The 18,805-nt window shown below is 58.0% G+C and carries 18 protein-coding genes; 2 read left to right on the top strand and 16 right to left on the bottom strand.

Annotation, left to right across the window (positions count from 1 at the left end; translation table 11 throughout):
- Nucleotides 1-250 precede the first annotated feature (250 nt).
- Together PMI30_RS18080 and PMI30_RS18085 are read left to right on the top strand one after the other, a co-directional pair.
- On the top strand, nucleotides 251-5,527 hold the full coding sequence (locus PMI30_RS18080) for an AvrE-family type 3 secretion system effector (protein WP_238541984.1): 5,277 nt from the start codon (nucleotides 251-253) through the stop codon (nucleotides 5,525-5,527).
- Nucleotides 5,528-5,623: 96 nt separating this feature from the next.
- The gene (locus PMI30_RS18085) at nucleotides 5,624-6,232 is read left to right on the top strand and encodes an aspartyl/asparaginyl beta-hydroxylase domain-containing protein (RefSeq protein WP_008008870.1); all 609 of its coding nucleotides are present in this window, start codon (nucleotides 5,624-5,626) and stop codon (nucleotides 6,230-6,232) included.
- 242 nt (nucleotides 6,233-6,474) lie between these two features.
- Here PMI30_RS18085 and PMI30_RS18090 read toward each other — a convergent pair whose 3' ends face one another.
- From PMI30_RS18090 to PMI30_RS18155, 16 genes are all read right to left on the bottom strand, one after another.
- Nucleotides 6,475-6,804 (bottom strand): hypothetical protein, encoded by a 330-nt coding sequence (locus tag PMI30_RS18090; protein ID WP_008008868.1) that lies wholly within the window; start codon nucleotides 6,802-6,804, stop codon nucleotides 6,475-6,477.
- Nucleotides 6,804-8,396, bottom strand: a complete 1,593-nt coding sequence (locus PMI30_RS18095; RefSeq protein WP_008008865.1) for a pectate lyase — start codon at nucleotides 8,394-8,396, stop codon at nucleotides 6,804-6,806. Before PMI30_RS18095 ends, PMI30_RS18090 begins: the two co-directional genes overlap by 1 nt.
- 69 nt (nucleotides 8,397-8,465) lie before the next feature.
- Entirely contained in the window at nucleotides 8,466-9,212 is a 747-nt protein-coding gene (locus PMI30_RS18100) for a hypothetical protein (RefSeq protein ID WP_008008862.1), read from the bottom strand.
- Nucleotides 9,213-9,310: 98 nt separating this feature from the next.
- The gene (locus tag PMI30_RS30540) at nucleotides 9,311-9,709 is read right to left on the bottom strand and encodes a type III secretion system chaperone (protein ID WP_008008861.1); all 399 of its coding nucleotides are present in this window, start codon (nucleotides 9,707-9,709) and stop codon (nucleotides 9,311-9,313) included.
- A 99-nt stretch (nucleotides 9,710-9,808) separates the two neighbouring features.
- The gene (locus PMI30_RS18105) at nucleotides 9,809-10,162 is read right to left on the bottom strand and encodes a hypothetical protein (protein WP_008008859.1); all 354 of its coding nucleotides are present in this window, start codon (nucleotides 10,160-10,162) and stop codon (nucleotides 9,809-9,811) included.
- On the bottom strand, nucleotides 10,155-10,352 hold the full coding sequence (gene hrpT / locus PMI30_RS31900) for an HrpT family type III secretion system protein (protein WP_274517725.1): 198 nt from the start codon (nucleotides 10,350-10,352) through the stop codon (nucleotides 10,155-10,157). The genes PMI30_RS18105 and hrpT overlap by 8 nt, the downstream gene beginning before the upstream one ends.
- A 125-nt stretch (nucleotides 10,353-10,477) precedes the next feature.
- Entirely contained in the window at nucleotides 10,478-12,487 is a 2,010-nt protein-coding gene (gene sctC / locus PMI30_RS18110; protein WP_008008857.1) for a type III secretion system outer membrane ring subunit SctC, read from the bottom strand.
- Nucleotides 12,480-12,893 carry a type III secretion system chaperone gene (locus tag PMI30_RS18115; RefSeq protein ID WP_008008856.1) on the bottom strand — a complete coding sequence of 138 codons (414 nt, stop codon included), beginning with the start codon at nucleotides 12,891-12,893 and terminating at the stop codon, nucleotides 12,480-12,482. The genes sctC and PMI30_RS18115 overlap by 8 nt, the downstream gene beginning before the upstream one ends.
- Nucleotides 12,880-13,101, bottom strand: a complete 222-nt coding sequence (locus PMI30_RS18120) for an HPr kinase (protein ID WP_007906128.1) — start codon at nucleotides 13,099-13,101, stop codon at nucleotides 12,880-12,882. Before PMI30_RS18120 ends, PMI30_RS18115 begins: the two co-directional genes overlap by 14 nt.
- An 85-nt stretch (nucleotides 13,102-13,186) precedes the next feature.
- A complete protein-coding gene (gene sctL, locus PMI30_RS18125; RefSeq protein ID WP_008008854.1) occupies nucleotides 13,187-13,792 on the bottom strand; it encodes a type III secretion system stator protein SctL in 606 nt (201 codons plus the stop codon).
- Nucleotides 13,793-13,804: 12 nt separating this feature from the next.
- Nucleotides 13,805-14,383: a hypothetical protein gene (locus PMI30_RS18130; RefSeq protein ID WP_008008851.1), complete on the bottom strand. Its 579-nt coding sequence runs from the start codon at nucleotides 14,381-14,383 to the stop codon at nucleotides 13,805-13,807.
- A complete protein-coding gene (gene sctJ, locus PMI30_RS18135; protein WP_008008850.1) occupies nucleotides 14,380-15,174 on the bottom strand; it encodes a type III secretion system inner membrane ring lipoprotein SctJ in 795 nt (264 codons plus the stop codon). Before sctJ ends, PMI30_RS18130 begins: the two co-directional genes overlap by 4 nt.
- Before the next feature lie 8 nt (nucleotides 15,175-15,182).
- The gene (sctI, locus tag PMI30_RS18140) at nucleotides 15,183-15,539 is read right to left on the bottom strand and encodes a type III secretion system inner rod subunit SctI (protein WP_008008849.1); all 357 of its coding nucleotides are present in this window, start codon (nucleotides 15,537-15,539) and stop codon (nucleotides 15,183-15,185) included.
- Nucleotides 15,540-15,572: 33 nt separating this feature from the next.
- Entirely contained in the window at nucleotides 15,573-16,442 is an 870-nt protein-coding gene (locus tag PMI30_RS18145; RefSeq protein WP_008008847.1) for a DNA-binding protein, read from the bottom strand.
- Between the two features lie 69 nt (nucleotides 16,443-16,511).
- The gene (locus tag PMI30_RS18150; protein ID WP_007906141.1) at nucleotides 16,512-16,718 is read right to left on the bottom strand and encodes a hypothetical protein; all 207 of its coding nucleotides are present in this window, start codon (nucleotides 16,716-16,718) and stop codon (nucleotides 16,512-16,514) included.
- A gap of 368 nt (nucleotides 16,719-17,086) precedes the next feature.
- Nucleotides 17,087-18,022: a sigma 54-interacting transcriptional regulator gene (locus PMI30_RS18155; protein ID WP_443200878.1), complete on the bottom strand. Its 936-nt coding sequence runs from the start codon at nucleotides 18,020-18,022 to the stop codon at nucleotides 17,087-17,089.
- Nucleotides 18,023-18,805: the final 783 nt, after the last annotated feature.

Raw genomic sequence — 18,805 nt, 5'->3', positions numbered from 1 at the left:
GGCTTCCGGCACCGCCGCCTCTACCGCAGCCAACGCGCCAGCCATGGCCACGCCCGCCGAAACCAGACCATTACGCAGCAACTCGTTAGGCACACAACTTGAGCGCGCGCGCCGGCAGGAGATTGCCGTCGCTGGTAAAAAACCGCTGACCCAGGGCCAGACGCCCATCTCGCCAACGAGCGACGAGGCTTCAACTTCCGGGAGTACAGGCAAAGCCTCGAAAGAATTGACCAAACCTCTGCCAAAACTGATGAACCATGAAACTTTTGAACTGGTGATGTCGCAACCCTACCGCGCCAAACCCAAGCAACGGATGAAGGTCAAGATGGAGTCGGTTCCGGAAGACGCCTCCAACACCCCGTCCGTACCGTTCAGAAGCAAGTCAGACCTTGATAATGCGCTCGCCCGGAGTACTCCGGAACCGAAGAAGGTTGCGCAGCAGGCACCAGAGCCAAAACCGGTCGATACCGACGGCGATAAACCCGACGACGCAGGCCCGCAACATCAGACAACCCAGGCCAGTACTTCAGGGACATCGGCCAGTGGCGTCAGCGAGATCGAAGAGATCGGCGAAGACACGGGGCTGCACGGTTTCAGCGAGGAAGATCACTCGCCAACCGGAAAAACCCCGGAGCAGGATGAGCAGGCGATCAAATCAGCACTCAAGGAAAGCCGTCGGGAAGGTGGGCGGTTGCAGGGAGGTGACGGTCTCGGCCGTTCGATCAACGATCAACTGGCGCAGACGACCCGTGCACCATCGCTGACAAATGAGCCGGGGCCAAAGCTGTCACGCAGCAATGCCGGGCGCTTCAATCATGGCACCGAGCTGCTGGAACGTCAGAACAACCCGAAACGGCCCCTGAGCCTGGACCGCGACGGCCAACTCCAGGTGGGGCGCATGGACCCGCCGGCGCTCGCCGACATCGTCCAGTCGAAGCTCAAGACCGCCAACAATTCGTTCGTCGCCCTGCACAGCGAGTCCGGGGCCGATAGCCACGAACATGTGCTGCTGGACAACAAGGGCAACCTGCTCCATCTCAAGCAATCCGATACCGCGACCACCTTGCTGCGCAGCAGCCAAACCAGCGACGCCCATCAGTTCCTCAAGGACTTCACCGATGCCGCCCCGCAGCTGCGCAATCAGAACGGCAGCCTGGGCCTGTACGGACAAAACACCCAGATCGGCAAGGAGATATTGAGCGCACCCGGCAAGGCCCAGTTCAGCCATTTGACCGGCGTGCACGAAGATCACAATGGCCAGCAACTGCGGCTACACGACGACAAGCTTTATCGCTTCGACCCGGCCACCAAGGGCTGGCAAGCGCACCCGCAGCTTGCCGAGCAAACGTTCAGCGCGCTGAGCACCCAAGGCAATGGCAGGACTTATGGCCTGACCGATAATGCGGTGGTCGACCTGAGTTCGGAAGGCCCTCGGCAATACCCGGCCAGTAACATCAAGGCCTTTTCCGTCAGCCGCGAGGGTGAAGCCGCCCTGCTCAACGTCAAGGACGATAAGCAAAGCCTCGGGCTGATCGATCTGGGCGCCAATCCGGCCACGGCGCTCACCGCGAGCATCGACTTGAAGCTCGCCGATGACGCGGACATCACCAGCATCGCCCTGACCAAAGACGCCCTGCTGCTCAGCGATACTCAGGGACGGCTATACAGTGTCGATCGCCAGCAACTGAGCGATGGCCGCACCGAACTGTCGCTGACGCCGGAGCAGGCGATCACGCACCCGGACGTGAACCTGGGGGTGACCCACCATGCCGAAGCGTTGATCGGTGACGATCAGGGCCAGGTCCATGCAATGATCAAGGATCCGGCCGGCCACACCCATGCCCTCCCCGTCGATACCGCCAGCGGTTCGCTCAAGGCCGGCTGGAACCTGACCGACGCTATGGTGCTGAACAACACCCGCGGCCTGCCCAGCGTCACACCGACCCAGAGCAACACCTTCGACCTCGGTCGCCACGGCAAAGTCGGCCTGGAGAACCAGCAAGTCCAGCGCTGGGACGCGGCCACTCGCGCCTGGGGACATACCGAGATCAAGGATGTCAGCCATCTGAGTATCGGCCTCGATAGCCGGGCCTACATGATTCAGGACGGTACGCTGAAAAAGCTCGAGGTGAGCCAGGCCCCGGCACCGCAATCCTTCGGCCGAGACTATGCGCTGTCCCAGGCGACCCAAACCACCCAAGTAAGCGCCGGCAGCGATATCGCCGGGCTGGAGGGGCGCACCATCACCGGTTTTGCCATGATCAACCCGGAGCACTTCGTCGCCCTGGACGACACCGGCAAACTCACCGCCCACCACGAAAAAGGCGCGATGACCGAGCTGAGCACCGAGGGCTTGAACGGGTCGATCAAGTCCCTGGCCCTGGACCAGAATTCAGACTTGTACGCCCTGAACGATAAAGGTGAAGCCTTCCAGCTGGACAAGGAAGACTGGCAGGCCTCCGAGGCGAAACCGCGTCCCGAAGCGCAATGGAAAAAAATTGCCACGCCGGACGACGCGCCGCTGGGCTCGCTGCGCACCGGTGATGACCAGCAATTGAACGCCACCCTGTTGCATGGCGACGATAAGCCGCTGGCCCGGCAAAACAACCATGACTGGAAAGCGGTAGAACCGTCAGAAACCAAGGATACCCTGAGCGAACTGCATGGGCGCATCAGTGACGGCGAAGTGCGCAAACGCATTCCCGGTACCGGCCTGATCGCCAAGTTCAGCACCACCGTGCTGGGCCGGGGAGGCATGGAATCGAAGAACCGCACCAGCTCGGGTGAGTTCATCACCGCCCACGTATTCAAACCTACGCTGGAAATGCCGCGCTGGATGAAAGCCACGGGCGACAGCCTGGTGCATACCGCCAAGGGCCGGGATGGTCTCAATGATGTCTACCAAGCCGAAGGCAAGGTGTTCAAACGCCTGGAGGCCATCGCTGACGCCAACACGCCAGTGCCGGCCAAAGGCGAAGACCTCAAGTCACGGATCGCCAGGCTCGACCTGGGCCCGGAAGGCAAGGGCCTGGTCGAGCAACTCGAGGGGTTTCGCAGTGAGCTGGAAAACCATGCGTACAAGAGCACCGTGCATCTGGGCCAGGAATATGGCCAGCTCAAAGCGGTGCCGTTCCGCCAGTTCGAAGGTCTGCTCAATCAGCATGGGGAATTCAATCCGCCGTCCAAACGAACGGCTCTGAGCATGGGCCTGTCCGATGTCGCGCGTAAGCTCAACATCAACAGTTCCGACCATAACCTGATGCAAGAGCTGCAAGGCGCCCTGAAGAAAATCGCCCCCTCGGATGAGAATCGCACCGGCGAACTGCTGGGCAAGCTCGAAGAAAAGGGCATGAATATCTCTCACCAGAAGGAAGAGATCCCCTTGGGCCGTCGGCGCAATCCGGGCGACGACCTGGCACTGACCAAGGCACGGCTGGCGCTGGATGTGGTAGCTCTCAAGGATTTGTCCGACCTGGTGGGCAAGATCGAGAACGAGCAAAAGCAGGCGCAGGAAGCGCAACCGCAACAGGCTCAACATGAGCCACCGCGCATGCGCACCGCGCAACTCATGGAGTACCGCGACGGGTTGCTGCAACTGCGCGATGTGCAGTACGAAGAACACCCGGTCAAGCAGGTCACCGACATGGGCTTTCGTGGGCATGCCAGCCTGGAATCGACCTATGACGGCATCAAGGCCTTCATCAACGGTTTCAGCAAAACCGACCATGCCATCAGCACCAACCTGCGCGCCGCCACCGGCAGCACCACCCAGAAGGAACTGGCCGGCACGCTCACGTCCGCGTTGAAACAGCTCGATTCCGATGATGAAATCAGTATTCAGCGCAGCTATGGCGCCAACCTCAGCACGCCCTTCATCGCCCCCGTCGGCAAACCCATGGGTCCCTTCCCCAGCGGCGGTTTTGGTGCCTCGCGCAGCTACACCCTGAATGCCGAGCGTGATGCGGAAGGTGTGAAGGTTTATATGATTCGTGAGGGCTCGCTCACGGGCTCGGGGGGACTCGGCGCGGGCAGAAACCTGTTGCTCGACATGACTGGCAAGGAATCCAACAATAAAAAATTGCCGACGGATTCCGACCGCAGTTTCCTGCCGGCCTTTCGTCTGGATGGTGAACTGAGCGCGACAGGTACCGGACGCGAACGCAATGCCCTGGTGTTCAACATCGCCGATGAAGACCTCGGCAAATTCGTCGACGGCATGATCTCCGGCAAGACCACCCCCATGGAACTGATGAAAAGCGGTTATGCCCATGAAGTGGAAAAAGGCCGCAACTTCAACTTCGATGTCGTCCTGAGCGCTACCGCCGATGGCCGCGCCGGGATCGGCCTCAGCGAAGACGGCAGCACGCCGCTGTCTTCGGCGGCGCGGTTGACCGGTGGCGCCAGCGTCAGCGTCAACCTGATGAACTACAGCGACTACTCGCTGAAGTCGACCTCCGACGACACTCGCGTGCGCCGCGAAGGCGGCATGAACCGCCCACGTTTTCTCAATAGCCTGACCGCCGGCACCCATTTTCGCGGTCAACTGGTGGGCGGTCAGGATATTCCACCGCCCACAGGCAGCACCGCCGAGGCCGGTGCGTTGGGGATCAACCTGCCGGCCGCTTACAGCAAATCGGTCACGGTGGAGTCGAAAACCACCAAGCGCATGAAGTTCCAGTTCAGCGAAGCGCTGCCGTTGAAAGACTCGGACGTCGACAAAATTTCTGATGGCTTGAAAAGCGCCTTCAAGGACAAAGCCACCGAAAAAGCCTTGGCGCAGCTTGGCGAGCAGGCGAAAGCACCGGCGGCGGATCCGGACAAGGCCATCGACGCACATCTGGAGGGGCTACAGACCTTGTTCGCGGACAAGACGCCACACAACGATGAGCAACATGCGGCCAAGCGTGCGTTGACCCGAGCCGGCCATCAGCATGCTGCAGCCAAGAGTCATCACAACATGCTCGACAGCGCCCGTTTCGAAAGCTCCTACACCAATATGTCGCGCCTGGATGAGAAAAGCCTGCTGACCCAACTGACCATGGGTTTGAATCCAAACCACGTGCAGAGCAATGCCGAGCGAATCGCCGGGTTCATGGAGCAGGATCCCAAACTCAAGGCACTGATCGGGAACCTGAAATCCTCCATGGGCACCCTCGCCCGTGTCCGCCTGGAGCTCAAGGACGGGCCAAGCGACAGCGTGGATATCGGTTCGAGGAACGGCACCCTGACCCATGGCGACCTGACCAAAATGCTCGATAACCGCGACAACATGCGGCTCAAGTCGATCACCGTCTATCACTCCGCCACCCAGCCGGACAGCTTCACCACCCCCACCCCACTGCTCAGCGCCAGCAGCGGAGCGGCCCTGACCATCACCAAGACCGTAGGCCAGGTCAATTTCACCTATGGCGAAGACGAGAGCGCGCCGAAGGCTTACACCCTGGCCGGCGATATCGCCAAGACCGATGCCGGCACCAAAGCGCTTCTGACCGAGTTGAAAGACTCCGGTCTGCAGCTCAAGAGTTAAACCGTTCGCCAGGCGTGTATTCACACGAATCCACGCCTGAGTCGGCCACTGACAATCGCGCCTCTCTCATTACTCGATTATCTGGAGTACCTCGCCGTGCGCCCCTCCTTTTATCCGCTGGACTCGTTCAAACCGCTGCTCGAACTGAAAGACAAATGGCAGATCATTCGCGACGAACTATCGCGCCTGCAAGCCCCTCTGCTCGACATCGACCGGACCGACAAGAGCCATGCTCAGGTCTTCACCGAACTCAACCAGTACTTACTTCAGGGCGGTGACTACGGCTGGCTCAAAGGCTGGGGGCAGGCCGGCGGGAATCGTGATTGGGTGCAATTTGCCCTGCAAGTGCAGAACCAGCCGATCGAGGCCGCCCGGGCGTTTTTTCCCGAGACGCTCAAGCTGCTCGGCGCTCTTGATGGCCTCAAGGTGTGCTCCCTGGCACGCTTGGCTGCTCACAGTTTCCTGAGCTGCCATCGGCATCCGGAAGTGTTCAGCGAGGGGTTGCTGCAGATGCACATCACGCTGAGCGCAGCGGATGAGCGCAATTACGCCTACCTCAACGTCAATGGTGAATTTCATCAGCATCGCATGGGCGAAGCTGTGATCTTTGATGGTTCGCTCGATCACTTCGTGGTCAATGCCTCGGAGGTCGAGCGCACCATTCTTTACCTTGAGTTCGACAAAGCCAGGATGGCCAGCCGCTGAACGCCGCGAACAACCCGTAGGAGCGAGGCTTGCCCGCGAAGAATGCACCGCGGTTTTTCAGGTATTACGCGTCATCGTTCTTCGCGGGCAAGCCTCGCTCCTACGGTTTTTTCGTCGCGGGGCTTGTGCCTTTCTCGCCACAGTTGTCACCTTTCTTCTGCCCCTCTTTTTCCGTCTTCGCGGGATGTGCCGTCCAAACGAAAAAGCCCGGTCAAATGACCGGGCCTGATTCCAGCGGTATATCAGTGCATGCTGGGTCTCGCGTCGCCAGCCCGCAGGATCCTGTCGGCAAATAGCCGAACGATCCAGAAGGCTGTCACTGCGGCATCGCTTTGCAGGTCTTGAGCATTCGCATCACGCAAGAACAAGGTCTCCAGACCGTCGACATAGCGGTCGAACTGAAAGCGTCCGCTGTCTTGAGTCGGTTGATCGAGTGTTGCATGCAAACGCTCGAGCACCAGCTCGATCGCATATTCGAACGCCTTGCGTTGCTCCGGCGAAAGGTAGCCATCACCCTGCACCAGACTCTTCCAGCTCACAGGCGCTTGATCCATTGCGTGCCCGTCTGCCATCACACGTCCTCCCGTTTGGTCGATTCAGGCAGTTTGCTGTAGGCGTTCTCGACATTCTGCAGGTCGATGTTATGGGTCTTCAGCTTCAGGTCTTCGCTGTCGCTTTTCACGAACGAGAACTTGCCGTTCTCGGCACTGATGTTATTCAGGTCGAGATTCCAGTTACCTTGCTGGCCACCATTGGTACGCATGAAGGTGCCGAAATCCTTGACCTTGAAGTTATCGACTTTCACGTTGGCATCGGCATTGAGCTGGAAGACTTTGTCATTGGCGCCCTGGGCGGTGCTGTTGGTGATGTTCAGGTTGGTGGTCTTGGCACCGCCATCCTTCACGGTCAGCGCATCTTCGCCGACATTGGTCCAATGCACGTTATCGACGTTGACCGCCTTCTCGCTCCCGGCCTTGACGTGAACACCGTCCGCGCCGTTTTCACCGATCACGACGTTCTTCAGGGTGGCGCCCTCGGCCAGTTCGAACAGCGGCTTTTGCCCCTCGCCTTGACCGCCATCACCCAGGGCCGAGCCTGCGGTGAAGGTCTTGCCGCCACCATCAAAGGTTTCGCCAGGACCGACCTTGATGGTCTCGTTGACCACTGTCGGATTGCTCGATGCGGTCGGGAAGTCGATGTTCGAAGCCCCGCCCGTGCTTGAAGTCGCATTGGAGGACGGCGCCAGACCTTTCGAGTCAGTGCCCGTCGGCGCCAATGCACCGCCACCGCCGCCTGCCGCTCCGGTGACCGTAGGCGCTGCGCCCTCGGAACCACCGGCCTCTGGAGCAGCACCGCCCCCTCCTCCGCCACCGGAAACCGGCGATGGGCTGCCGCCCGCCGAGACCGGCGAAGTGCCCCCGCCGGACGATGTATCAGCGCCTTTCGCCGCGTCGCCGAAGGTTTCCGGGTGGCTGTCCATGAACTGACTGATCAACTCCAGCAGTTCTTTCAGGTTGCTATCCTGGTTAACCTGGCCGCCGCCGTCGGCGGTTGGCGATACCGAGTTTTTCAAGGAGCCGTCGCCAAGACTTTTCATCAAGTTGTTGACCAGGTCTTCAGTGCTTTGGCTGTCACCTGATCCACTGGTGCCACCCACGCCCGTGCCACCCCCCAACTCGTTGGTGCCGCCCAGCGCGTTCAGTTTATTGCCGCCGGCACCCGCACCACCCAGGGCGTCGCTGCCCTTGCCCTGGTTCGACCCTTCGGCATTATCGCCACCCAGGACCTTCTCGAAGAGTGCCAGCAGCACCTGCTTGAGCAGCTCTTTGTCCGCAGCCTCGTCACCGCCTTGAGTCGCGCCCTTATCGGACGTACCGCCCTGACCGCCGCCCTGGACATCGTTGTTGCCGCTCTTCAGCTTTTCCAGCAAATCGCTGATGGCATTCGAGCCATCGCCACTGCCCGCACTGCCTGCGCCCTGTTGCCCTGAAGACGAGTTGAGCAGCATCTCAGACAGCAGGCCTGCCAGGTCCTCCAGGGCTGAAGCACCGGACTGGCTGCCATTGGCACCAGTCTGCCCCAGCCCGGTGTCGCCCTGAGTGCCGATACCATTGGAACCGGAAGCACTTTGGCCAAGGTTTATTGTGATATTTAAGTCCGCCATATTTTTAGCCTCATTGATCAATAACAAGAAGTGACACTCGCCAACGCTTCCGCGTATTGCGGAGGCGTTTTAGACTTTCGGCGCGTCGCCCGAACCGGAAGTACCGCCACCGCCCTGGCCTGGCGTGCCGAACGTTTCCGGATAGGTGTCCATGAGCTGGCCAACCATTCCCAACGTCTCCTGCGAGGTACCGTCCTTGCTGACCTGACCACCCCCATCGGAAGTCGGTGCTACCGACTTCGACAACGAGCTGTCACCGAGGCTTTTCATCAAGGTGTTGAGCAACTCTTCAACGCCTTGGCCACCCCCTGCTCCACCCGCCCCACCCGGGCTAGCGCCACCGGCACCACTTGCGCCGCCCGCGGCATCGACGCCCTTGCCCTGGCCGGCGCTGTCACCACTCTCACCACCCTGCAATTGCTTCAGGAGCGCTTGGAGAAGCTGTTTGAGCAACTCCTGAGTTGATGCGTCTTCACCGCCCTTGGTTTGCGCATCCTTGTTGGACGCGTCGCTCTGACCGCTGTCCTGGGCGCCTTGAGTGCCTTGAGTGCCGCTCTTCAACTGATCCAGCAACTTGCTGAGGGCATCCGAGCCCGCACCACTGCCGCTCCCGGCGCCACCTGCGCCTTGTTGCCCCGAACCCTCGGACGACTTGAGCAGCAGTTCGGACAGTGCACCCGCCAAGTCTTCCAGCGATGAACCAGCGGATTGACCGCCTCCCAGGCCTGTCTGGCCCAGCCCCGTGTCGCCCGCGCCGCCAAGACCGCCCAGGCCGGAAGAGCCCAATGAACTTTGCGAAATACTTGAATCTGCCATGATCTGTAGCCTCGCTTGAAAGTGAATGGGATAGTTACGGACTGTAACCATCCCTCGCTAAGTGGCGCGCAATAACAGCCAGTTCCCTGTTATTTGTATTACGCCAACAGTCGCCCAAGCGAAGTACGGGTTTCCCGGACCTGTGCAATAAAACCGGTCACCCAATGACAGAAGTGGTCTTCATTCAAATACTCGAGTTCGCGCTGAGTGCACAGACGCACCTCACCCTGATCCAGCGCGAGCCAGCAACCGCGCAAGGCCGAGACGTCGAAGTTCAAATCAAGCAAGCGCTGAAAATTATCAGCGCGTTTTTGAACACTTCCGAGCCGACAGTGAAGTACGATATTTTCACTGTGTTCCGGAAATTCAATAACAGCCACTTGATTATCGTCGTTATCATAAAGTGCACATACTCCCTGTTGTAAAGCCAAGGGGAGCCCCAACCGTTCACCCATTCGGTCGAGAAAGCGCTGGATAGTTTTATTGGAGTCCGCCATTTTTAATCCTCTCATGTGAGCTTCTGCCAGGCACTCGCCTGGCTCACTTCATGAGTGGAAAAACAATGGCATGCGGTTCCTTGTGGAACCGAGCCTGACTCAGTGCTTCAGACCTGCCAGTTCCAGCACCTGAGTCAAAATCTGTTCCAGCGTATCGCTGGAGCGCAACTCGTCGGGCAGCGCATGCCAGATCACGAACGTATGCTGGCCATCAAGACAAATGTAATAACCGTCGAAGGATTCTATGTCCTCAAAACGGCGCTTCAACGTATCGGAAAAAAGATTCGGTCGCTGCGCACTGCGCTGAATATTCAAGGCAATGCCCCAACCGACGCCCTCCTCGCGAAAGACCAGTTCAATACCCGGAGCCCATTGCCAGGCACTGGCTCGTCCCTCACCGACATGGGTCATGAAGTCCTGTTGATCGGTACTGCGGATAATCACTTCATTCATGCAGCGGCACCCTACTGTAATCACTTTGTCCGTCGCGTAAAGCCGGTGACCACCAAACACTCAACTGCTGCTCATTAGACACAGGTCTTGCGCAATCAGATGAATTGCAGTTCGTTGTACCCGTGGCGGAACACCCACTCAAAAGCAACTGACTCCCGATCAATAAAAAAGAAAAATAATTAACGTTCATATTTATATCCCTTACCTTCATCGCTCCCTGCCGCCTGCAATAGTAAGACTAATGATTGAAGCCTCCATCAGACAGGCAGCAACAGAGAATCATGATTAATTAATTAACTCAATATTGTTCTCTGCTCAAAGCGGTAATAGTGACATTCTCGATGGTTTTGCCGGCACTCCAGTAATGGCAATGGGACGCAAGGCGATAAACACTTCAGCGGACTCGCCAGGCTGCAACAACGTATCCGGCCAGACCGTCACCGCAAGCGTCTGCGGGCCAGCACAGGATTGTTCTTCGAACTGCAGTGGCCGCTTGCCGGTGTTGCGCACCACACCCACTGCAACACTGTAGTCGATACCCGCGAACCACTGCCCCTTTTCGGGTCTGAACGCCAAAGGCTGGTCCCCGACCTTGCACAAATCCCGTACTGCCACGCCGGAAGATAGAGCGTTGACTCCGGCAGGAATACGCCCCTTGACCAACTCACCCATGGCAGTGCCCAGCACATCACGCAACAGTGCGTCCTTGCCCGGCGATGTTGTGTGCGCCAGCGCCGCAGCCAACTGTGGCTTGTTCTCCGCCGCCAGGTAACGCGCCGGGTCCACTTGATCGCCAATCAGCCGCGGGGTCAGGATGAACAGCCGTTCGCGTCGTGAATTTTCCCGGCGCTTGGAAGAAAACAACGGCCCCACCAGCGGCAGATCGCTGAGAAGCGGAATCCGGTCTTCATGGTCGCCGCTTTCATCGACATGGAACCCACCAATGACCAGCGAGCGATTCTCGCTGATAACTGCCTGGGTACTGACACTGCTGCGTTTGATCCCTGGCGTAGTACTGTCGGCGCTCTGTTCGATCTGGCCATCTTCGATATCGATGATCAACTGGAAGCGGTTCTGCGCGCCATTGGGTATGGTTCGAGGGATCACCTGCAAACTGGTGCCGGCGGTGACGGGTTGAATGTTCGCCACCCGCTCGCCGGTGGCAGTGATGTACACGGTCCGACTGAAATCGATCACCGCCGGCTGGTTTTCCAGCGTCAGCACTGAAGGATTGGCAATCACCGACGCGACGCCCTGACCTTCCAGCGCCTGTATGTCGGCAAAGAAACGCTTGAAGTCACTGATAAACAGGGTCGACGTACCGCCCGTCAGCAATGAACTGCCGAAACCGACTGACCCTGCCTGTGCGCTCCAGCGCGACTCCAGCTGCGATAACTGGGTGCGGTCGATATCCAGAATGACCGCATCGATCTCCACCAGATTACGCGAAACATCCAGCTGCTCGATCAGCTTTTCATAGACATCGCGCTTCTGCGGATCGTCGTAAATCAACAGCGCATTGTTGCGCGAGTCAGCCACCACTTTTTTGTTCGACTTACTCGCCGAAACGCCGACGGATCGCGGCTTGACCGGTTCCCGCTCGCCCGCCAGGCTCTGGATTTTCCCCCGGGCCATGTCTGCCAGCCCCTGGTAGGCCTGAATGCTGTCTTGAAAACCCACCGGCGAAACGGGAATTCGTCGGCTGTCGAGCAAACCGTTCAGCATATTGGCCACGCCAGGAATCACCAGGCTCTGGTCGCGATAACGAACCTCCCGATCGTCCACCGAGGCATAACGCAAAGGGAACATCATGACCTGCTGCTTCTCTTCAGGCTTGACCTTCTCTTTGCTGAAGCCGCGGATAAACTCGATGTAACTCGAGGGGCCGCTGACCAGCACCACGCCTTCGTCGGGCAGCTCGCCCCAGCCGAAGCGTTTATCCAGCAAACCAATGTCCGTCAGGGCCTGTTTCAAGTCGGGAGCGGCATCGGCGGAAATTTCCAGGCGCTGAGAAACCTGTTCGGCCTGAGGGCTCACGTACAGTTTGCCGTTATACAGAAACCACTGGAACTGATGCTCCAGCGCCAACCGGTTGAGAAACTCTTCGGCGTTGGCTGAACGTATCTTCGCGTTCACCACACCGTTAACCCCATGCAGGCTCAACTTGACGCCGAACGACTCGGCGAAGTCGGCAAGCACCGTCGACAAGGGCGTTTCAACCGCTTCATAGGCGTAGGCCGACTGGCGCCAATCCTCCGGGACGCCAGCCAACGCCGGTAGTGCCAGGGCCCCCAGCAGGGGTAACCAGCAAAGTCGCTTAAACATAAGGTCTCCCCATCAAGGTAGGTCGCTCGGGCCGTCGAGGGGTTGGCGCACTGGCTTCAGTGAGCAACGATTGCCAGACATCGCGCTGATTGGCCAATGACTCCAGTGCACGGATGATTGCCGAACTGTCATCGCTCATCAGACGCAGTAAAAGGCAGAGACGACGTTCCTGCGGATCGAGCGCCAGTGCACCGGCAAAGCGTCCAAGGCTGGGGCCGCAAAGACGCAGCGCAGCTTCAAGCGAAGCATCGTCGCCACGCCAGACAGTGCTGAGCATCGCGCAACACAGCACACCGCCCCCACGGCGCTGCAAGGACATCCGTGCACCATCGACCGCCAGGCTCAGCTCATGCTCGCCACTGTCCAGCCAACGCTCGACCGTCAGCTTGAGCTCAGCGGATTTCATTGATAATGGCCTTGGCCAGGTTGTGCTTGACCACAACCTCCTGATTCGCCGCCCAGGAGGCGGTGGATGTCTGACGCATCGCGGTGTTGAAGGCGTGCCAGTCATCCGGGGAAAGGCCATCCATCTCTACGGCAGATTTGTCCAACTGTTGTTGCGTGCGCTCGAAATTGCTATCGAGACGGTGTCGGATTGCTTCCAAAGAAAACATGGTGATACTCCTGGTCCTTGACTCTCTGATGAGTGGTACGGCACTCACTTCGGTTCCGTCGAACGTTCGATCAATCAGCCGAAACTCAAGCGCAGCTCTGGAGACGCTCTTGCTCCGGCAGAATCCAGCGCTGCAGGGCCTGCCAACTCAGATTGAAGTCACCGCTGCCGGTGCGCAGGCTCAAGCCCTGCGCGGGCAGTTGCGGGTCGGCGCGCACTGTCCAGTTCGAATGGCCAAGCACACGCAAGCGCTCGGCAAGCACTTGCGCAAGGTCCGGATGACAATGCAGCACACTGGCTTCGTCAGCAGGCTGGGCAGCCTTCAGATGGCGCAGCAAGGAATCGATACGAGTCGGCTCCGGGACTTCGCCCAGTAACGTGCGCAATGCCTCGTCGAGCAACTGCCGCGCCGTTTCATTCAGGCCTTCCCACATCTGTTTGCGCTGCGTTTGCCAGTCGTCGAACAGCGCTTGAGCCTGCCCCCAGACTTGCGCCTGAGCTTGCTCGGCGGCGTCCTCGCGTAACGCCTGCGCTTGTGTGAGCGCGGCGTCGAGAATGCTTTGCGCCTGTTCTCGGGCAACCTCCAGGACCTGCGCGGCGAGCAAACAGTCTTCTATCGTTTCGCGACGCAACAGTGGCTCGCCGATGAGTTGGCGATCACCGGCCAGCATGAGTTTGCGAACGGCCAGCATGTCGAAATCCCCTTACTCCGTGACGTTAAAGACATGCCAACTGACCGCCTCCCACACGGCATCCAGCCTGGGCGACGGCATCGCTGGCAGCGTGATCCGCTCGACCGCCTCGATGGCAGGCCGAGGAAATCCCAGGCGCAGTTTTCTCCAAGTGGGCTCCGCGACCCAGGCCTTGAGTAACAACAGACCCGCCTCCTCGGGCGGGTACTGGCGCCAGCCTTCGGGTATCCAATAGCCAGGCTGCAAAGCCTTGGCCATGCGTCGACACCAAGTGTGCCCGGCTTCATCCAGGTCCGGGCCCGACGCTCCCCCGCTGCAGATGGCAATCGCCAGATCGAGGGCCCGTTGTCGGCCCTCTGGCGCAAGCTGGAGCAAGCGCAATAAAGCCGGACGCGGTTTCTGTGCCGGCAGCGCAGTAACCTCCAGCCTGTGGCTCAGCCATGAATAGCGAATCTTGCCAACCGTCGCGGCCAGCTCGGGATCCAGCCCGATACGCGCTTGCAGTTGCCAGCTGGGATGGGCGTGCGACCATCCATAGGCCCACCAGCGCAACCAGTAGAGCGACTGCTCGGCACTTGTTGCGACGTTCATCGAGGGTCGCTCAAGGGTTCTTTGCCAGACTTGAGTCGGGCAACAATGGTTTGACGCCAGCCGGGGTTCAGCGCGAATAGCCCGATCAGAAACAGCAACAGCCCCACCGCGCTGAGCAGCGCAATCAATTGCCAGTATTCCAGCCGATCGCGTGCAATGACGAACAACCCGAAACTGACCATGTCCGGCTGCGCCTGATAGGTTTCAGCAGGCACGAAAATCACCGAGAGTTTCTTTTCATCGGCTCCCGCCATACCCGGAATGCTGCTGGCGACCATACTGCGAATGCGCGGTACAACACTGTCCGGATCAAAATCCTCACGGTGTTTGATAAAGACCGCCGCCGAGGCAGGTTGTACCGGCTCTCCCGGTGCAATGCGCTCAGGCAACACGACATGCACTCGCGCGACCACCACGCCATCGATCTGTGAAAGCGTGCGCTCCAGCTCCTGCGACAGCGCATAGATGTAGCGTGCCCGTTCTTCCAGCGGCGAGGAGATAACCCCTTCCTTGCGAAAAATATCGCCCAGGCTCGAATGCGAGTCGCGCGGTAAACCCACGGCACTCAGCACCCGGACGGCGCGCGAGATATCTTGCGCAGAGACCAGAACTGCCACGCTGGTCTTGTCTACGCGCTTTTGTGCATCGATGTGCTTGTTCGATAACTCGGCGAGTACTTCATTGGCATCCTGTTCGGAAAGGCCACGATGCAATTCCATGCGGTCGCCACAGGCAGCCATCGACATCGACAACAGCAGGACGCTTGCCAGTCTCACTACTCTAAGACGCATATTCATGCCTATTGCAGACTGGTGAGTTTTTCCACGCTCTGTGCGGCTTTGCTAACGATTTTTGCGCTGAGCAAACTCTCCAGATAAAACGAGGACAACGAGCGGTTGGCCTTCATCGCGTCTTGCGGGTCAATGGACCTCGACGCCCGATCCAGATCCCGTGCGGCCCGATCGCTGAAACGCTGTAGCGACAGCGAGGCCTGCGAGGCCGGGATAGCCACCTGATCGGCGCTTGCCGGTTTCTCGACGGGCCGGTGCAAGGTGGCGTTGAACCAAGCGATGTCTGCCTTGGCAGGAGCATCGTCTGGCGTTATTGCAGAACCGGATACATCTGCATGACTACCTGTTATGCGTGTAATCGCCATCACGCTCCTCCTGCCAAGGCATGGGTGTTGCCCTCAACCGCGGGCGTTGGTGGAAGACTGCTGGACCAGCACTGAAAGTACGTTGCCGGCCGCAATGCTGGCGTCGGTCTGCAACGTATTGCCAGCGCCACCGTTCAAGAAGTTCTGCCCGGCATTCGGCATGTCTGCCGCCAGGGAGTTACCTTGAGCGTTGTCTTTGACCTGCCCCTTGATCATGTCGATGGCCTTCTGGAATTGCTCGCCTTCGGCACGGGACATGTAGGTATCGCCCTCGGACAGTTCGCCCATCCAGTCCTTCGACTTGCCGTCCGGCTTGCCGAATTCTTCCGGGTGCATATCCATGAAGCGGGCCACTTCCTTGAGTACATCCTTGTCCTCAGGGTTGAACGCCACCTCTCCACGCTTGTCGCGAGCAGGATCGCCAGTCGGCTTGAGCAGATTGTCGAGCGTCTCTTCACCCAGATCGCCGAGCAAGGCCGACAACAAGTCGTTGGTGTCCAGCGAGCCTGAGGAATTCTGCGTGCCGTTGCTGCCGAAACCACCGGAGTCATTGCCCACGCCACCACCGAGAATCTCTTGAATCAGACTCTCCAGCCCTTTGGTAAAGGCTTTCTTTTCGTCACCACTGAGGTAATCATCCTCGCCCAGCTCATCCTTCCAGCCGTTCACATTGCCATTGGCATCGTCGGGCTTTCCGAACTTTTCCGGGTTCTTGTCCATATGTTCCGCGACCATGGCGACCAGCGGATTTTTCTGATCGAACTTCGCGCCGCTGCCTTTCTTTTCAAGTAACACGTCACTCAGCAAAGAAGCGATGCTACTGGCCGTATCGCTACTCTTACTGTCGAACTCGGCAACATTATTGAAGCCACTGGGCGTGGTACTAAGCGAAGAAGAAATCATATGCTCTACTCCTTGAAAGTGATGACCCATACAGCCCTGCCCATTGACACGGGCAGGGCTGTCGTCAACTTAGTAGTTGATGGCCTTACCGGTTTGCTGCATCGCGTTCTGGGCTTTAGTTGCCGAGTCCTGATAGGCACTGGAAATGCCGTTCACGGTATCGGTCATCATTTTGTTGGATTGCGCTTCAGCATTCATTGTGGTGGTCGCAGCAGAAGTTGCGTCCATCTTAGTCATTGCAGCCATCGAAGCGCCAAGGGAAGCACCACCAGCCATAGTTATTACTCCTGATCATTGAAGGTTTTTTTGAACATCGACATGACATTCGCTTAATGAGTGGAGGTGCGTAGAAAATGGTTCCAAAGTTTCTCAGAGACAAAAATACCGATAATCCGCCAGGGCACTTTCCTCCATCATCAGCCATCGAACAGGTCATCTGGTCGGGCCAACGATCAGTGCGTGTCAGGGTGATTCCCGTCTGCACGCCTTATTCATCCCGTCAGAAAAAGCATTTCTAACGATTGTCATATCCCGTGGGGGGTTCCAGAACTCCTCTAATGGGAGTTTGATAAACACCAGGCTTTAGAACCAAAACAGTGCATGAACGATTTTCGATGCTGTGCCGGCAATCGCTCAGAAACCCACTACACCCCCATCCACTCGCTTGCAGAGGTGATGTCCAACGCTTTCATGCGGTGGTAAAGGGTACGCTTGGGAATCCCCAGTTCACTGACCACCGCCTCGATGCACTTGGCGTGGCGAAAAAGCGAGTCCTGAATGAGGGCTTTCTCGAACGAACGCAACTGAGGCCTCAGCAATACCGTGCTTTCACCGCTGGCATGATGCTCTCCCTGCAAGGGCGAAACCCCCAAAACGAAGCGTTCAGCAGCGCCCTTGAGCTCTCGGATATTACCCGGCCAATGATGGCTGAGCAGTTGCTTGCGCAACTCGGCCGGAGCTTCAAGCATGGGTTTGGTGTGCTTGGATGCCGCATCCTCGGCAAAGCGTTCGAACAAGGGCAATATCAAGTCGGGTCGAGAGCGCAGAGTGGGAAGTTTGATGGTGATGACATTCAAGCGAAAATACAGGTCGCGACGGAATTTACCCTGCTCGACCAGCGTTTTCAGTGGCGTTTGCGTTGCTACGAGAACGCGCAGATCCAAGGGCACGAAACGCGTCGAACCCAATCGCTCTATACCACGCATCTCCAACACCCTGAGCAGTTTTGCCTGCAATAGCGGCGGCATACTGTCGATTTCATCGAGAAACAATGTGCCCTTGTCAGAAGCCTCGATGTAACCGGATCGAGATTTATGCGCCCCGGTAAAAGCCCCTGCCATCACCCCGAACAACTCGCTTTCCGCCAGTTGCTCGGGCACTGCGGCACAGTTCAGAGCGACAAACGGCCCTGATCGTCCGGAGAGTTGATGGGCACGGCGCGCCAACGTGTCTTTCCCGGTACCGGTTTCTCCTTCAAGAATCATATCCACTTTGAGTGGAGCGGCCGTTCGGATGAATGACTGTAACGCTCCCCAAATGTCTAGTACTTCATGTACCTGTTGTGGATGGTTATTTTCCATATCGCCCCCCGCCATCCTTTTCATTAACCATGACAAACACTCCTATTCCGCCTGGGCTTTTTTTATACGATCGTGTGCTTTAACTGCCGCAAACCCAGTCCATTTATCTTTCTCGGGTGTGCAGCAGGGGAACATGATAAGCAAACTTCAATCTATACCCCAACCCTTCACGACAGATACAGTTACGCACGTTAACCTACCGCAACAATCGCCACCTCATTAATTCTCGTAAAATCAGCGTCGTACCCAACTCAACCCCCAGCCCGAATAAATACGTCAATAAATCAGACTCTCTTCCCGGCGTCTTGATATCCGCAAAAAAAGACAAACGTCTGAAGAAGTAAAATGGACGTCGCGCTTGAATGGGTGAATAAGCGTTAATTTTTGTCAGCATTTTTTTAAATGCCCCTGTGTCTTCCCCCCTCGCCGTCCATTCAGATCGAGCCATTTTTTTGACCTAACGAACAACATTGTTCATCAGGAACAAGCCAGGCACTTATAATCGATCACCCTACCGCCAAAATCATCGGCACTCATCATGAACATTACCTATTGAGTGGTTGTGTTTATTCAATAACCAGAACAGGCAAACTCTCTCTATGCTCGGGCATCGCGCGATGCGCACGAGGGGAGATTTTCCGAAGCGGGAGCAAGTTAATATCTGATCGACCGGTCAGTTAAGCCGTAATGCGAAGAGTACGGTGCGGCTGTAATTGCTTGACTGACTGACCCTATGAATCAGAACGCCGAAGCAAGGGCTATGCCGATTTCCTTTGATGTGTG

The organism is Pseudomonas sp. GM50 (assembly GCF_000282375.1).
Taxonomy (GTDB): domain Bacteria; phylum Pseudomonadota; class Gammaproteobacteria; order Pseudomonadales; family Pseudomonadaceae; genus Aquipseudomonas.
This window is presented reverse-complemented; position numbering and strand designations above follow the sequence as displayed.

Coding starts and splice junctions, on each gene's coding strand:
- PMI30_RS18080 (WP_238541984.1), top strand. CDS start 251: ATGAACCATGAAACTTTTGAACTGGTGATGTCGCAACCCTACCGCGCC.
- PMI30_RS18090 (WP_008008868.1), bottom strand. CDS start 6,804: ATGGCAGACGGGCACGCAATGGATCAAGCGCCTGTGAGCTGGAAGAGT.
- PMI30_RS18095 (WP_008008865.1), bottom strand. CDS start 8,396: ATGGCGGACTTAAATATCACAATAAACCTTGGCCAAAGTGCTTCCGGT.
- PMI30_RS18100 (WP_008008862.1), bottom strand. CDS start 9,212: ATGGCAGATTCAAGTATTTCGCAAAGTTCATTGGGCTCTTCCGGCCTG.
- PMI30_RS30540 (WP_008008861.1), bottom strand. CDS start 9,709: ATGGCGGACTCCAATAAAACTATCCAGCGCTTTCTCGACCGAATGGGT.
- PMI30_RS18105 (WP_008008859.1), bottom strand. CDS start 10,162: ATGAATGAAGTGATTATCCGCAGTACCGATCAACAGGACTTCATGACC.
- hrpT (WP_274517725.1), bottom strand. CDS start 10,352: ATGAACGTTAATTATTTTTCTTTTTTATTGATCGGGAGTCAGTTGCTT.
- sctC (WP_008008857.1), bottom strand. CDS start 12,487: ATGTTTAAGCGACTTTGCTGGTTACCCCTGCTGGGGGCCCTGGCACTA.
- PMI30_RS18115 (WP_008008856.1), bottom strand. CDS start 12,893: ATGAAATCCGCTGAGCTCAAGCTGACGGTCGAGCGTTGGCTGGACAGT.
- PMI30_RS18120 (WP_007906128.1), bottom strand. CDS start 13,101: ATGTTTTCTTTGGAAGCAATCCGACACCGTCTCGATAGCAATTTCGAG.
- sctL (WP_008008854.1), bottom strand. CDS start 13,792: ATGCTGGCCGTTCGCAAACTCATGCTGGCCGGTGATCGCCAACTCATC.
- PMI30_RS18130 (WP_008008851.1), bottom strand. CDS start 14,383: ATGAACGTCGCAACAAGTGCCGAGCAGTCGCTCTACTGGTTGCGCTGG.
- sctJ (WP_008008850.1), bottom strand. CDS start 15,174: ATGCGTCTTAGAGTAGTGAGACTGGCAAGCGTCCTGCTGTTGTCGATG.
- sctI (WP_008008849.1), bottom strand. CDS start 15,539: ATGGCGATTACACGCATAACAGGTAGTCATGCAGATGTATCCGGTTCT.
- PMI30_RS18145 (WP_008008847.1), bottom strand. CDS start 16,442: ATGATTTCTTCTTCGCTTAGTACCACGCCCAGTGGCTTCAATAATGTT.
- PMI30_RS18150 (WP_007906141.1), bottom strand. CDS start 16,718: ATGGCTGGTGGTGCTTCCCTTGGCGCTTCGATGGCTGCAATGACTAAG.
- PMI30_RS18155 (WP_443200878.1), bottom strand. CDS start 18,022: ATGGAAAATAACCATCCACAACAGGTACATGAAGTACTAGACATTTGG.